At 63.2% G+C, this 13,633-nt stretch carries 12 protein-coding genes; 3 read left to right on the forward strand and 9 right to left on the reverse strand.

Features of this window, described 5'->3' with window-relative positions; genetic code table 11:
• Positions 1-66: 66 nt before the first annotated feature.
• The 5 genes from pyk to gcl all read right to left on the reverse strand — a co-directional run bounded on the left by pyk (position 67) and on the right by gcl (position 6,621).
• Complete coding sequence (gene pyk, locus IM733_RS01885) at positions 67-1,482, reverse strand: pyruvate kinase (protein WP_248919293.1); 1,416 nt, start codon at positions 1,480-1,482, stop codon at positions 67-69.
• Positions 1,479-2,753, reverse strand: coding sequence for a glycerate kinase type-2 family protein (locus IM733_RS01890; protein WP_248919294.1), 1,275 nt, complete (start codon positions 2,751-2,753; stop codon positions 1,479-1,481). The genes pyk and IM733_RS01890 overlap by 4 nt, the downstream gene beginning before the upstream one ends.
• A 227-nt stretch (positions 2,754-2,980) precedes the next feature.
• Positions 2,981-3,874, reverse strand: coding sequence for a 2-hydroxy-3-oxopropionate reductase (locus tag IM733_RS01895; protein ID WP_011532931.1), 894 nt, complete (start codon positions 3,872-3,874; stop codon positions 2,981-2,983).
• A 134-nt stretch (positions 3,875-4,008) separates the two neighbouring features.
• Positions 4,009-4,791 carry a hydroxypyruvate isomerase gene (gene hyi, locus IM733_RS01900; protein ID WP_248919295.1) on the reverse strand — a complete coding sequence of 261 codons (783 nt, stop codon included), beginning with the start codon at positions 4,789-4,791 and terminating at the stop codon, positions 4,009-4,011.
• A gap of 54 nt (positions 4,792-4,845) precedes the next feature.
• Positions 4,846-6,621 carry a glyoxylate carboligase gene (gcl, locus tag IM733_RS01905; RefSeq protein ID WP_248919296.1) on the reverse strand — a complete coding sequence of 592 codons (1,776 nt, stop codon included), beginning with the start codon at positions 6,619-6,621 and terminating at the stop codon, positions 4,846-4,848.
• A 257-nt stretch (positions 6,622-6,878) separates the two neighbouring features.
• Between gcl and IM733_RS01910 the strand changes: the two genes are divergently transcribed.
• Positions 6,879-7,319 carry a GlcG/HbpS family heme-binding protein gene (locus tag IM733_RS01910; RefSeq protein WP_248919297.1) on the forward strand — a complete coding sequence of 147 codons (441 nt, stop codon included), beginning with the start codon at positions 6,879-6,881 and terminating at the stop codon, positions 7,317-7,319.
• 87 nt (positions 7,320-7,406) lie between these two features.
• Here IM733_RS01910 and IM733_RS01915 read toward each other — a convergent pair whose 3' ends face one another.
• Positions 7,407-8,018: a TetR/AcrR family transcriptional regulator gene (locus IM733_RS01915; RefSeq protein ID WP_248919298.1), complete on the reverse strand. Its 612-nt coding sequence runs from the start codon at positions 8,016-8,018 to the stop codon at positions 7,407-7,409.
• Positions 8,019-8,151: 133 nt separating this feature from the next.
• Between IM733_RS01915 and IM733_RS01920 the strand changes: the two genes are divergently transcribed.
• Positions 8,152-9,066 carry a DUF808 domain-containing protein gene (locus IM733_RS01920; protein ID WP_248919299.1) on the forward strand — a complete coding sequence of 305 codons (915 nt, stop codon included), beginning with the start codon at positions 8,152-8,154 and terminating at the stop codon, positions 9,064-9,066.
• A gap of 97 nt (positions 9,067-9,163) precedes the next feature.
• Here the strand turns inward: IM733_RS01920 and IM733_RS01925 are convergent, their stop codons facing one another.
• Positions 9,164-11,107: an LTA synthase family protein gene (locus IM733_RS01925; RefSeq protein ID WP_248919300.1), complete on the reverse strand. Its 1,944-nt coding sequence runs from the start codon at positions 11,105-11,107 to the stop codon at positions 9,164-9,166.
• A 151-nt stretch (positions 11,108-11,258) separates the two neighbouring features.
• Between IM733_RS01925 and IM733_RS01930 the strand changes: the two genes are divergently transcribed.
• Entirely contained in the window at positions 11,259-11,567 is a 309-nt protein-coding gene (locus tag IM733_RS01930) for a hypothetical protein (RefSeq protein WP_248919301.1), read from the forward strand.
• Positions 11,568-11,634: 67 nt separating this feature from the next.
• Here IM733_RS01930 and IM733_RS01935 read toward each other — a convergent pair whose 3' ends face one another.
• Together IM733_RS01935 and IM733_RS01940 are read right to left on the reverse strand one after the other, a co-directional pair.
• Positions 11,635-12,417, reverse strand: coding sequence for an outer membrane protein OmpK (locus tag IM733_RS01935; protein ID WP_011532939.1), 783 nt, complete (start codon positions 12,415-12,417; stop codon positions 11,635-11,637).
• 351 nt (positions 12,418-12,768) lie between these two features.
• Positions 12,769-13,554: an outer membrane protein OmpK gene (locus IM733_RS01940; RefSeq protein WP_248919302.1), complete on the reverse strand. Its 786-nt coding sequence runs from the start codon at positions 13,552-13,554 to the stop codon at positions 12,769-12,771.
• Between the last annotated feature and the right edge of the window lie 79 nt (positions 13,555-13,633).

The raw sequence follows: 13,633 nt of genomic DNA on the forward strand, positions 1-13,633 counted from the left end.
CCCTCTCTTCGCCGGCAAGCCAGCTCCTACAGATTCATGCAGGAGCCGGCTTGCCGGCGATCAGGGTCAGACCAACGTCTCGATCCGCAGCGTATTAGTCGAACCCGGTTTGCCGAAAGGCACACCGGCGGTGATCAGCAGCGTGTCGCCACGGCTGGCCATGCCTTGCGCCTGGGCGATCTCCAGCGCCGTGGAGACCACCTCGTCGACCTGGCGCAGGCGGTCGTTGACCACCGAATGCACGCCCCAGGTCACGCTCAGGCGGCGTGCGGTGTTCAGGTTCGGCGTCAGGTTGAGGATCGGCGCCCGTGGCCGCTCGCGGGCGGCGCGCAGGGTCGAAGCCCCCGACTCGCTGTAGTTGACCAGCACCGCCACCGGCAGGATGCCGCTGATACGGCGGATCGCGCAGCTGATGGCGTCGGACACCGTCGCCTCGGCCTTGGGCCGGCCGACGTCGAGCTGGGCCTGGTAGTCCGGGCCGTTCTCCACCTGGCGGATGATCTTGCTCATCATCTGCACCGCTTCCAGCGGGTAGTCGCCCGAAGCCGTTTCGGCCGACAGCATCACCGCGTCCGCGCCTTCGGCCACGGCGTTGGCCACGTCGGTGACTTCGGCGCGGGTCGGGGCCGGGGAGAAGCGCATCGACTCGAGCATCTGGGTGGCCACCACCACAGGTTTGCCCAGCTGGCGGCAGGTGCCGATGATGCGCTTCTGGATCTGCGGCACGCTTTCGGCGGGCACTTCCACGCCCAGGTCGCCACGGGCGACCATGATCGCGTCGGACAACTCGGCGATGGCTTGCAGTTGCTCGACCGCCGAAGGCTTCTCGATCTTGGCCATCAGGTAGGCGCGGTCGCCGATCAGTTGGCGGGCCTCGAGGATGTCTTCGGGGCGCTGCACGAACGACAGGGCCACCCAGTCAACGCCCAGTTCCAGGCCGAACGTCAGGTCGCGGCGGTCCTTCTCGGTGAGCGGGGAGAGGTCCAGCACCGCCTGGGGCACGTTGACCCCCTTGCGGTCGGACAGCTCGCCACCGGCCAGCACTTCGGTATCGATGGCGTCGCTGTGCTTGGCGGTCACCCGCAGACGCAGCTTGCCGTCGTCCAGCAGCAGGTCCATGCCGGGCTCCAGCGCGGCGATGATTTCCGGGTGTGGCAGGTTGACCCGGCGGCTGTCGCCCGGGGCCTTGTCCAGGTCCAGGCGCAGGGCCTGGCCGCGTTGCAGTTGCACCTTGCTTTCGGCGAAGCGGCCGACGCGCAGTTTCGGGCCCTGCAAGTCCATGAGAATGCCCAATGGATAGTTGAGCTGCTGCTCGACTTCGCGGATCCACTGGTAGCGCAGGGCGTGGTCGGCGTGTTCGCCGTGGCTGAAGTTGAGGCGGAAGATGTTCACCCCGGCTTCGACCAGTTGGCGGATGTCATCGATGCCTTTGATCGCAGGCCCGAGGGTGGCGAGGATTTTGACTTTTTTATCAGGCGTCATGATTGCGGGGTCTCGAGGATCAGGATGGCGCGGAAGTCGTTGACGTTGGTGCGGGTCGGCTCGGTGACGATCAGCGCATCGAGCGCCTCGAAGTAGCCATAGCCGTTGTTGTTGTCCAGCTCGTCGCTGGCCGACAGGCCCAGGGCCTCGGCGCGGGCGTAGCTGGCCGGGGTCATGAAGGCGCCGGCGTTGTCTTCCGAGCCATCGATACCGTCGGTATCACCAGCCAGGGCATACACGCCCGGCAGGCCCTTGAGGCTTTCGGTGAGGCTGAGCAGGAACTCGGCATTGCGCCCGCCACGGCCGTTGCCGCGCACGGTGACGGTGGTCTCGCCACCGGACAGGATCACGCAGGGCGCCTTCAGCGGCTGGCCGTGCAGGACGATCTGCCGAGCGATGCCGGCGTGCACCTTCGCCACCTCGCGGGACTCGCCTTCCAGGTCGCCGAGGATCAGCGGGCTGAAGCCGGCCTGGCGGGCTTTCACCGCAGCGGCCTCCAGCGACTGCTGGGGCTTGGCAATGAGCTGGAAGTGGCTGCGGGCGAGGGCGGGGTCGTCGGCCTTGACGGTTTCGGAGGCCGGGTTGTTCAGCCAGTCGATGACCGCTTTCGGCGCTTCGATGTTGTAGCGCTTGAGGATCGCCAGGGCCTCGGCCGACGTGCTCGGGTCGGCCACGGTGGGGCCGGAGGCGATGACGGTGGCCAGGTCGCCGGGCACATCGGAAATCGCATAGGTGTAGACCGTGGCCGGCCAGCAGGCCTTGGCCAGGCGACCGCCCTTGATCGCCGAGAGGTGCTTGCGCACGCAGTTCATCTCGCCGATGGTGGCCCCGGACTTGAGCAGGGCCTTGTTGACCTGCTGCTTGTCGGCCAGGGTCAGGCCGTCGGCGGGCAGCGCCAGCAGCGCAGAGCCGCCACCGGAGAGCAGGAAGATGACGCGGTCGTCTTCGCTCAGGTTGCCGACCAGCGCCAGCACGCGCTTGGCCACAGCCAGGCCGGCGGCATCGGGGACCGGGTGGGCGGCTTCGACCACCTCGATTTTCTGGCAGCTGGCACCATGGCCGTAGCGGGTGACCACCAGGCCGGAGACTTCGCCTTGCCAGCTCTTCTCGACCACTTCGGCCATGGCGGCGGCGGCCTTGCCGGCACCAATGACGATGACCCGGCCGCTGCGATCGGCGGGTAGGTAGGGTTCCAGCACCTGGCGGGGGTGGGCGGCGGCGATGGCTGTGTCGAACAGCTCGCGCAGGAGTTCTTGTGGATCGACCGACATGGCAGGCTCCCAAAGTTCTTGTTGTTCTGCAGAATCGAAAACGCCCCTGGAACTGCCTCCGTGCAGGCCGAACCAGGGGCGGGTGTTGCTCGGTGCCACCTTATGGACCTGTGGTTGCAGGTTCATGGGTGTTGGCCGCATCGCGGATGAATCCGCTCCTACAGGCCATTCATTGCGATCGGATCAACCTGTAGGAGCGGATTCATCCGCGAAGGGCTGGTACAGGTTTACTTATCGTCGCGGATCGAGAAGTTGGCCATGTGTTCCAGGCCCTTGATCAGCGCCGAGTGGTCCCAGTTGCCGCCACCCAATGCCACGCAGGTGCTGAACACTTGCTGGGCGTTGGAGGTGTTGGGCAGGTTGATGCCCAGCTCCTTGGCACCTTGCAGGGCCAGGTTCAGGTCCTTCTGGTGCAGGTTGATGCGGAAGCCCGGGTCGAAGGTGCCCTTGATCATGCGCTCGGCGTGCACTTCGAGGATCTTCGACGAGGCGAAGCCGCCCATCAGCGCCTCACGCACCTTGGCCGGGTCGGCGCCGTTCTTGGCGGCGAACAGCAGCGCTTCGCCGACGGCCTGGATGTTCAGGGCGACGATGATCTGGTTGGCGACCTTGGCGGTCTGGCCGTCACCGTTGCCACCGACGCGGGTGATGTTCTTGCCCATGGCTTCGAACAGCGGCAGGGCGCGCTCGAAGGCTTTCGGGCAGCCACCGACCATGATGCTCAGGGTCGCGGCCTTGGCGCCGACTTCACCACCGGAGACCGGGGCGTCCAGATAGGCAGCGCCGGTGGCCTTGATCTTCTCGGCGAAGGCCTTGGTCGCGGTAGGGGAGATCGAGCTCATGTCGATCACCACCTTGTTCGGGCCGACACCTTCGACGACACCATTCTCACCGAACAGCACGCTTTCGACCTGCGGGGTGTCCGGCACCATGACGATGATGAACTCAGCTTCCTGGGCCACTTCCTTCGGGTTGGCCAGGGCGACGGCGCCGGCGGCGATCAGGTCGGCCGGGGCGGCGTCGTGGTGGGTGGAAACGAAGATGCTGTGACCTGCTTTTTGCAGGTTCTGGGCCATGGGCTTGCCCATGATGCCGGTGCCGAGGAAACCGATTTTAGCCATGAGAGTTCTGCCTCTTGTACTTGTTTGCGGGCGGCAGGCTTGCGAGCTCCCTGCAGGAGCCGGCCTTGCCGGCGAATCGATGTTTCGGTGTGGTCCCTGTTCGCCGGCAAAGCCGGCTCCTACAAGGGGAAGGATCAGATTGCGTTGTGCGTCTTCAACCAGCCCAGGCCGGCTTCAGTGGTGGTCTTGGGCTTGTATTCCGCGCCCACCCAGCCCTGGTAGCCGATGCGGTCCAGGTGCTCGAACAGGAAGCGGTAGTTGATCTCGCCGGTGCCCGGCTCGTGACGGCCTGGGTTGTCGGCCAATTGCACGTGGTTGATCAGCTTGAGGTTGGTTTCCAGGGTGCGGGCCAGGTCACCTTCCATGATCTGCATGTGGTAGATGTCGTACTGCAGGAACAGGTTGTCGCTGCCGACCTCGGCCTGGATCTCCAGGGCCTGCTTGGTGGTGTTCAGGTAGAAGCCGGGGATATCGCGGGTGTTGATCATTTCCATGACCAGGCGGATCCCGGCGGCCTCGAGCTTGTCGGCGGCGTAGCGCAGGTTTTCCACGAAGGTCTTGCGCACCGTGGCGCAGTCCAGGCCTTCGGGGCGGATGCCGGCCAGGGCGTTGACCTGGGTGTTGCCCAGCACCTTGGCGTACTCGATGGCCTTGTCGACACCGGCGCGGAATTCTTCGATGCGGTCGGGGTGGCAGGTGATGCCACGCTCACCTTTGGACCAATCGCCCGCGGGCAAGTTGAACAGCACTTGCGTCAGGCCATGGGCCTCGAGCTGCTGCTTGATCTCGGTGGCGTTGAAATCGTACGGGAAGAGGTATTCGACACCGCTGAAGCCAGCGTCGGCGGCGGCCTTGAAGCGGGCCAGGAAGTCCTGTTCGGTGAACAGCATGGACAGGTTGGCGGCGAAGCGAGGCATAAGTCGTCTCCTTGCGTTGAAGACCCCCGCGCGAGGCGCGGGGGCGTCAGGCGATCAGTCCAGCAGCGAGATGGCGGTTGGCGCGTCGTTACCCACCAGGGCGAGGTCTTCGAACTCGTTGACCGCGTTGATCTCGGTGCCCATGGAAATGTTGGTCACGCGCTCGAGAATAACTTCGACCACCACCGGTACGCGGAACTCTTCGGCCATCTTCTGCGCCTTGAGCAGGGCAGGGGCGATGTCGGCCGGTTCGAACACACGGATGGCCTTGCAACCCAGGCCTTCGACCACGGCGACGTGGTCGACGCCATAGGTGGCGGCGTCGGTGGCGTTGATGTTCTCGAAGGCCAGTTGTACACAGTAATCCATGTCGAAGCCACGCTGGGCCTGGCGGATCAGGCCGAGGTAGGCGTTGTTCACCAACACGTGGACATACGGCAGGTTGAACTGCGCGCCCACCGCCAGCTCTTCGATCATGAACTGGAAGTCGTAGTCACCCGAGAGCGCGACGACCTTGCGCTTCGGATCGGCCTTGACCACGCCCAGCGCGGCCGGGATGGTCCAGCCCAGCGGGCCGGCCTGGCCGCAGTTGATCCAGTGGCGTGGCTTGTACACGTGCAGGAACTGCGCGCCGGCGATCTGCGACAAACCGATGGTGCTGACGTAGCAGGTGTCCTTGCCGAATACCTGGTTCATCTCCTCGTACACGCGCTGCGGCTTGACCGGCACGTTGTCGAAGTGGGTCTTGCGCTGCAGGGTGGCCTTGCGCTGCTGGCAGTCTTCCAGCCAGGCCTTGCGGCACTTGAGCTTGCCTGCGGCTTTCCACTCGCGGGCGACTTCGAGGAACACGTCCAGTGCCTTGCCGGCATCGGAAACGATACCCAGGTCAGGGGTGAACACGCGGCCGATCTGGGTCGGTTCGATGTCCACGTGCACGAACTTGCGGCCTTCGGTGTAGACGTCGACCGAGCCGGTGTGGCGGTTGGCCCAGCGGTTGCCGATACCGAACACCAGGTCGGACTTGAGCAGGGTGGCGTTGCCGTAGCGGTGCGAGGTCTGCAGGCCGACCATGCCGACCATCAACTCGTGATCATCCGGGATGGTGCCCCAGCCCATCAGGGTCGGGATCACCGGCACGCCGGTCAGTTCGGCGAACTCGACCAGTTTGTCGCTGGCGTCGGCGTTGATGATGCCGCCGCCAGCCACCAGCAGTGGGCGTTCGGCGTCATTGAGCAGGGCCAGGGCTTTTTCGGCCTGCACGCGAGTGGCGGACGGCTTGTGCACCGGCAGCGGCTCGTAGGCGTCGATGTCGAATTCGATCTCGGCCATCTGCACGTCGAACGGCAGGTCGATCAGCACTGGGCCTGGGCGGCCAGTGCGCATTTCATAGAAGGCTTTCTGGAAGGCGTAAGGCACCTGGCCGGGTTCCAGGACGGTGGTGGCCCACTTGGTGACCGGCTTGACGATGCTGGTGATGTCGACGGCCTGGAAGTCTTCCTTGTGCAGGCGGGCGCGTGGCGCCTGGCCGGTGATGCAGAGGATCGGGATGGAGTCGGCGCAGGCGCTGTACAGGCCGGTGACCATGTCGGTGCCGGCAGGGCCGGAGGTGCCGATGCACACACCGATATTGCCCGGGTTGGCGCGGGTGTAGCCCTCGGCCATGTGCGAGGCGCCTTCGACGTGGCGAGCGAGGACGTGATCGATGCCACCGACTTTCTTCAGGGCCGAGTACAGCGGGTTGATGGCGGCCCCCGGAATGCCGAACGCGGTATCTACACCTTCACGGCGCATGACCAGAACGGCTGCATCGATTGCTCTCATTTTGCTCATGGTTTGTGCCTCATCGATTTTGTAATTGTATACAACTTGCGTTGCGGCAGAGTGTATTCATGCTCGGCGCAAAAGGTCAATCCATTTTCGTCGGAGGGTTTGACTAATCGGTCATGCCCAGGAAAGGCGTCATTTCGTCGCACTCGCCATGAATGCGTCAAAAAATTGTATACAAAACGTGCCTTCGTTGTGTTCTATTCTGTCTATCGGTTTTCAACTGCCCTCAGGGCTTCTCACAACAAGAAGAGGACCTTTCCATGAACGCATTGACCCTGAAAGTCGCCGTTGGCGTGGTGAATGCCGCGCTGGCCGCAGGCCGCAAGATCAACGCCGCGCCATTGACGGTGGCGGTGCTGGACGCTGGCGGGCACCTGCTGGCGCTGCAACGGGAGGACGGCGCCAGCCTGCTGAGGCCCGAGGTGGCCATCGGCAAGGCCTGGGGCGCGGTGGCCCTGGGCAAGGGTTCACGCCTGCTGGCGCTGGATTCGCAGCAGCGGCCAGCGTTCTACGCCGCGCTGAATGGGTTGGGTGAGCGGCCGGTGGTGCCGGTGCCGGGTGGGGTGCTGATCCGTGATCAGGAGGGCAAGGTGTTGGGTTCGGTGGGGATCAGCGGGGATACGTCGGACATCGACGAGCAGTGCGCGATCAATGCGATCGAGGCAGTGGGGCTGACGGCGGATGCCGGGGTGGCGGCTTAAGGGTCGATGCATTGGGGCCGCGATGCGGCCCATCGCCGGCAAGCCGGCTCCTCCTGCAGGAGCCGGCTTGCTGGCGAATTGGCCTGGTCAGGCGGCTTCGGGCTCGCAGCCCTTCAATACCAGGCGGATGATGGTCTGCGCCGCCGCGTCGTAATCACTGTCGGCCAGCTTCGCCTTGCCGGTCACCACGGCGATCTGCCAGTCGAAATCGGCGTACGTTTGCGTCGCCGCCCAGATGCTGAACATCAGGTGATGCGGGTCGACGTTGGCGATCTGCCCGCGCTCGATCCAGCGCTGGATGCACTCGATGTTGTGCCGGGCCTGTTCGTTGAGTTGCTCCACCTGGCTGGGCGAAAGGTGCGGCGCGCCGTGCATGATCTCGCTGGCGAACACTTTCGAAGCGTGGGGCAGGTCGCGGGAGATGCGGATCTTCGAGCGAATGTACGAACTCAGCACTTCCTTGGGGTCGCCGTCGGCGTTGAACGGCGTCGAGGCCTGCATGATCGGCGCGATGATGCTCTCGAGCACCTCGCGGTAGAGATTTTCCTTCGACTTGAAGTAGTAATACACGTTGGGCTTGGGCAGGCCGGCCTTGGCCGCGATATCGCTGGTCTTGGTGGCGGCGAAGCCCTTGTCGGCGAATTCTTCACTGGCCGCGCGCAGGATCAGTTCCTTGTTGCGCTCGCGAATGGTGCTCATTGTCGGGGATCTTCCTCGTGTCTGGCCGCCCTCCAAGAGGGATCGCGCATGGTAGCACCGCCCCGGACGGGCGCTCAAGGCAGCGACTTTGCGCTAGAATCCGGGCCTTTCACCCCACTGGATACAGGCAAACATGGCAGGAAGCAGTCTACTGGTACTGATCGACGATATCGCCACGGTACTCGACGATGTCTCGGTAATGACCAAGGTCGCGGCAAAGAAGACCGCGGGGGTGCTGGGCGACGACCTGGCGCTCAATGCCCAGCAGGTCACCGGCGTGCGCGCCGACCGGGAGATTCCGGTGGTCTGGGCGGTGGCCAAGGGCTCGCTGCTGAACAAGGCGATCCTGGTGCCGGCGGCGCTGCTGATCAGTGCCTTCATCCCCTGGGCGGTGATCCCGCTGCTGATGGTCGGTGGCGCCTACCTGTGCTTCGAAGGCTTCGAGAAGCTGGCGCACAAGTTCTTGCACAGCAAGGAAGAAGACGAGGCGCAGCACGAGGCGCGCAAGGAGGCCTTGGCCGACGCCAATATCGACCTGGTGGCGTATGAGAAAAGCAAGATCAAGGGCGCGGTGCGCACCGACTTCATTCTTTCAGCAGAAATCATCGCCATCACCCTGGGCATCGTGGCCGACGCGCCATTGAGCCAGCAGATCGTCGTGCTGTCGGGCATCGCCATCGTCATGACCATCGGTGTCTATGGCCTGGTGGGCGGTATCGTCAAGCTTGATGACCTCGGGCTGTGGATGACCAAGAAATCCTCGGGCCTGGCCCGCGCCATCGGTGGCGGCATCCTGCGTGCCGCGCCGTACATGATGAAGGGCCTGTCGGTGATCGGTACCGCCGCCATGTTCCTGGTCGGTGGCGGCATCCTGGTCCACGGTATCGCGCCGTTGCACCATGCCATCGAGGCGTTCGCCGATGGGCGCGGCGGGGCGCTGACCGGGGCCGTGCTCAACGGTGTTGCCGGTGTGGTGGCTGGCGCCGTTGTGCTGGCCGTGGTTACCGTGGTGGGCAAACTGTGGCGGGTTGTGCGACCTACTCGTTGAGGCGGGTAGATCGGTTCGCCGGCAAGCCGGCTCCTACAGGTGTTGCGTGATCCTTGTAGGAGCCGGCTTGCCGGCGAACCGCCCTTGAAGCAAGGCTTCAAGGGCTGGCAGCGACACCTTTCTCTTCCGGCTTCCACGCCAGCAGCCCTTGGCTGAACCCGTGGGCAGCGCTCTGGTAATAGGCGATCGCCCGGCGTACCAACGGGTTGTCTTCATTCACGTTCGTCTCGCGACTATTGCCCAGCGCATCTTCATGCACGCGCAGGCCACCACGTGGGCTGAGGATCGCCAGGTCCTTGCCGTCGAACAGCCCCAGGTGCTGGTAATTGCCAATCAGCACTCGTGGCGGCAACACGTCGTCGCGCAGCAGGTCGCGACCAAAGAACGTCGAGGTGTAGCTCAGGTTGAGCAAGCCGAGCAGGGTTGGCGCCAGGTCGATCTGGCTGGCCAGTTTCGGGTTCTCTCGCGGCTCGATCATTTTCGGTGCGTAGATCCACAGCGGGATCTGGTAGTTATTGACCGGCAGGTCTTCCTTGCCGGCGCTGCCTGCGGTGTGGTCGGCGACAAACACGAACAGGGTGTTGTCGAACCAGGGCTTTTCTTTAGCCTGGCGCAGGAACTGGGCGATGGCATAGTCGGTGTATTTCACCGCGCCCTCGCGCCCGTCGCCTGATGGGATGTCGATACGACCGTCGGGGTAGGTGTACGGGCGGTGGTTGGAGGTGGTCATCAGTTGCAGGAAGAACGGCTTCTGCGCGGCGTGGTCGGTGTCGGCCAGCTTGATCGCCTGGCGATACAGGTCTTCATCCGCCATGCCCCAGGCATTCTTGAAGCTGATTTCGTTCTCGTCGACGCTGCTCTGGTCGACGATGCGGTAGCCGTTGCCGCTGAAGAAGGCGTTCATGTTGTCGAAGTAGCCACGCCCACCGTAGACGTACACCGCGTCATAGCCGACCGCCGTCAACTGTTGGCCGAGGCTGGCATAGCCGCTTTCGCGGCCGATGCGCTTGACGATCGAGCGGCCCGGGGTGGGCGGGATCGACAGGGTGATGGCCTCCAGGCCGCGGTCGGTACGGGTGCCGGTGGCGTAGAAGTTGTTGAAGTACAGGCTCTGGGCGCGCAGTGCGTCGAGGTTGGGCGTGAGGTTTTCGGGGTGACCGTTGCTGCCCATGTACTTGGCGCTGAAGCTTTCGATGGTCACCAGGATGATGTTCGGCTTGCGCAATTCCCCGCTGGCGCTGATGTGGCGGCGGATGTCCTGGGCCTCGTGGGCTTCGAAGCGGGCGTTGGTGGCGGCCAGCTCCTGGCGCATCTGCGTGCCGACCGCGTCCGCGCCAAGGCTGGCGTAGAACTGGGTGTAGTCCAGTTCGTTGTTGCGGAAGGCGGCGAAGAACTGGTACGGGCCGTTGCTGACCAGTTCGCGTTGGTAGGCGTTGCCGCCCTGGCCGCGAGGGAACTGCTGATCGATCACCAGCACCGACACCACGCTCAAACCCGCCAGCACGCAGAGGCCCGCCAGGCGCTGGCGGCCGGTGAGCGCGGGGGCGGCGAGGGCATGGGTCAGCGGCCTGCGCAGCAGCAGAGTGACCAGCAGCGCCACCACCGCCAGGCTACCGAGCAGCATGGGCAGCGGGTAGGACTCGCGAATGTTGTCCAGGACTTCCTTGGAGTACACCAGGTAGTCCACGGCGATGAAGTTGAAGCGCACGCCGAACTCGTCCCAGAACAGCCACTCGGCCACCGCGACGAACAGCATCAGGAACAGGCTGGCCGCCAGCACGCCCTGCAGCAGCCAGCGGTGGGCGCGGGTGCGCCACAGCGGTGTCGGGCAGAGTGCCAGATACAGGCCCAGTGGCATTGAGGCATAGGCGAGGAAACTCAGGTCATACAGCGCGCCACCGAGGAACACGGCCAGGTAGTTGCCGCTGAACTCGTCGGCATGGGCTGCCAGCAGGATCACGCGGGTCAAAAGGAAAATGCCGAACCAGGTCGAGCAGAGTAACAGCAGGAAACGCCAGGGCGCGGCGAGCGGGGTACGCATGAAATTGGCCTATGTCCATATTGGGTTTTGAAAGCCAAGCAGACTAAAGGGCCAGTTGCAAAAAAAATGTCAAAATTTTGCAGGCTGTAGGTGGATGTCGACTTTAATAGTGCTAATTATTTATTTTTGGAACTGTATCGGGGAGGCAATCATGTTCGGCCAAGTTCTGACTTACGACGCTTATCACTTGGCGCTGTATCTGCTCACGGCGCTGGCTTGGGGCATGCTGGGGGTGCGCTTTCTGCTGCTCGACCTATCTAGTACGGCCTTGCTCAGGTGCTTTGCGATGTTCGGGGCAGCGATGATGATCAACGCCGGAATGCTGATGCTCGATATCCGAAGAGTGCTTGAACACCATCAGGTTGAGTTGCTACTGGTGGTGCTGGGAGGTTTGTTGCCTGGTGCGTTGATGTTGATTTTCAAGGCAAGTTCTACGCTAAGTAAGAGGTCGCCTATTTAGCTGTAGGTTAATTCTTACAATTTTGAAAGAAACAGCGCCTTCCGGAAGGCGCTGTTTCGTTTCACGATCAGAAGTGAACTTTGACCAGCAAGCTTGCGGTGTTCTGGTCGGTGGTGAAACCGTCGCTGTCCTTGATGCCGTACTTGTTCTTCCAGTAGTCGTACTCGATACCCACGTACAACTGCTTCTCGCCCAGGTGCAGGGCCTTGCCCAGGTCGTACTTGATCTGCGGGTTGAAGTGCAGGTTGGCCTGGTAGGTACCCCGACGGTTCTCGTCGTTGTCCACCACCCAGTCCATGAAGCCGTCGATCAGCACGTCGGACGAGCCCACGGGGATGGTGTAGGACCAGACCGGGGTGATCTGCCAGACATTGTCACCCGGGCGGCTGCCGTCGGTGGTGCGCTGGTAGAAGTTCAGCTGGAAGTAGTCGAAGCCGGGGATGGCCAGGTCGAAACCGGGGCCGATCAGGTACGACTCGGTGTCACCCTCGCCGAACTCGTAGGTCATCGCCAGCAGCACGTCCTTTACCGGGCCGAACTCGAGCTTCTGGTCGAAGATCTTGCCGAACGACAGGCGCGGGCTGATCTCGCCGTAGTAGGTGTTGGGGCCGTTGTTGGCGTCCTTCTTGCCCTGGTAGAAGATCTTGTCGACGAAGATGAAGTTGTCGCCGTACTTCCACGCATCGGCGTGCTCGAAGGTGAAGGTCTGCTGGGTCTCGGGGTTGACCTTGAAGTTCTTGCCCCACAGGTAGGTCAGGCTGTTGTTCTGCCATTGCAGCAGGTCGCCGGCTTGGCTGGCACCGCAGGCCAGCAGGCCGCCGGCGAGGATCAGGCTATTGATGGTACGCATTGCGTGTGTCGCTCCCTTGATTTGGATCTGTTGTCAGCGCTCGGGCGCTATTCTTGTCTTTTGAGTCAGCTTTTTTCGATTGGCCACAGCTGTTTGGCAAGAGCTGCGCCAACTTTTCCGCGTTGGGCACAACCATCCTGCTCGACGTCTTTCTGAACGGATGAAAAGGGTGTCTCAGGCTGGCAACACGTTGGCCAACCGCCCGAATTCATTGACTGAGCGGTCAGTAAACGCGGGCAGGATCCGTCCTGCCCTGATCGAGGGGGCGCGCAGATTACTGGCTTGCGCGCTGTACCTCAAGTGCTCCGTCCTGGAGCACGGTGCTGCAAAGTTGGGCATTCGGTCAGGTTATCAGAAATGCACTTTGACCAGCGCGCTGGCGACGCTCTGATTGCTGTCCAGGTTGCCGCGGCTGTCGATGCCGTACTTGTCTTTCCAGTAGCTGTACTCGAAGCCCACGTAGAGCTGCTTGGCGCCCAGGTTCAGGGCCTTGCCCAGGTCGTACTTGACCTGTGGGTTGAAGTGCAGGTTGGCGTGGTAGGTGCCGCGACGGGTCTGGTCGTTGTCGGTCACCCAATCCATGTAGCCGTCGATCAGGATGTCCGACCTGCCCACGGGAATGGTGTACGACCAACCGGGGGTGATCTGCCAGACGTTGTCGCCTGGGCGGCTGCCCTCGGTGTTGCGCAGGTAGAAGTTCAGGGTGAAGTAGTTGAAGCCGGGGATGTCCAGGTCGAAGCCGGGGCCGATCAGGTAGGCCTCGTTGTCGCCCTCGCCACGCTCGTAGGTCATGGCCAGCAGCACATCCTTGACCGGGCCGAAGGCCAGCTTGCGTTCGAAGATCTTGCCGAACGACAGGCGCGGGCTGAATTCGCCGTAGTAGGTGGTGACGCCTTTGCCGGGGTCGGCCTTGCCGTTGTAGAAGATCTTGTCGACGAACAGGAAGGTGTCGCCGTACTTCCACTTGTTGGCATGCTCGAAGGTGACGGTCTGCTGGATGTCGGGGTTGATCTTGAAATCCTTGCCGTACAGGTAGGTCAGGCTTTCGCCGTGCCATTGCAGCCATTCGCCGGCGTGGGAGGGGAGGGTGGCCAGCAGGCTGCTGCCCAGCAGAACGGACGTGGTGATGCGCTTCATGTTGTGGTTCCCGGACTTATTGTTTTTGTTTGGGGCTTTTTCGGCGCGCAGGCGCCCCGGGCGGCCCATTCCGGCGGGC

Source organism: Pseudomonas entomophila (assembly GCF_023277925.1).
GTDB lineage: Bacteria > Pseudomonadota > Gammaproteobacteria > Pseudomonadales > Pseudomonadaceae > Aquipseudomonas > Aquipseudomonas entomophila_D.

Excerpts from the sequence above, each read along its gene's own strand:
- pyk (WP_248919293.1), bottom strand. The coding sequence starts at position 1,482 with ATGACGCCTGATAAAAAAGTCAAAATCCTCGCCACCCTCGGGCCTGCG.
- IM733_RS01890 (WP_248919294.1), bottom strand. The coding sequence starts at position 2,753 with ATGTCGGTCGATCCACAAGAACTCCTGCGCGAGCTGTTCGACACAGCC.
- IM733_RS01895 (WP_011532931.1), bottom strand. The coding sequence starts at position 3,874 with ATGGCTAAAATCGGTTTCCTCGGCACCGGCATCATGGGCAAGCCCATG.
- hyi (WP_248919295.1), bottom strand. The coding sequence starts at position 4,791 with ATGCCTCGCTTCGCCGCCAACCTGTCCATGCTGTTCACCGAACAGGAC.
- gcl (WP_248919296.1), bottom strand. The coding sequence starts at position 6,621 with ATGAGCAAAATGAGAGCAATCGATGCAGCCGTTCTGGTCATGCGCCGT.
- IM733_RS01910 (WP_248919297.1), top strand. The coding sequence starts at position 6,879 with ATGAACGCATTGACCCTGAAAGTCGCCGTTGGCGTGGTGAATGCCGCG.
- IM733_RS01915 (WP_248919298.1), bottom strand. The coding sequence starts at position 8,018 with ATGAGCACCATTCGCGAGCGCAACAAGGAACTGATCCTGCGCGCGGCC.
- IM733_RS01920 (WP_248919299.1), top strand. The coding sequence starts at position 8,152 with ATGGCAGGAAGCAGTCTACTGGTACTGATCGACGATATCGCCACGGTA.
- IM733_RS01925 (WP_248919300.1), bottom strand. The coding sequence starts at position 11,107 with ATGCGTACCCCGCTCGCCGCGCCCTGGCGTTTCCTGCTGTTACTCTGC.
- IM733_RS01930 (WP_248919301.1), top strand. The coding sequence starts at position 11,259 with ATGTTCGGCCAAGTTCTGACTTACGACGCTTATCACTTGGCGCTGTAT.
- IM733_RS01935 (WP_011532939.1), bottom strand. The coding sequence starts at position 12,417 with ATGCGTACCATCAATAGCCTGATCCTCGCCGGCGGCCTGCTGGCCTGC.
- IM733_RS01940 (WP_248919302.1), bottom strand. The coding sequence starts at position 13,554 with ATGAAGCGCATCACCACGTCCGTTCTGCTGGGCAGCAGCCTGCTGGCC.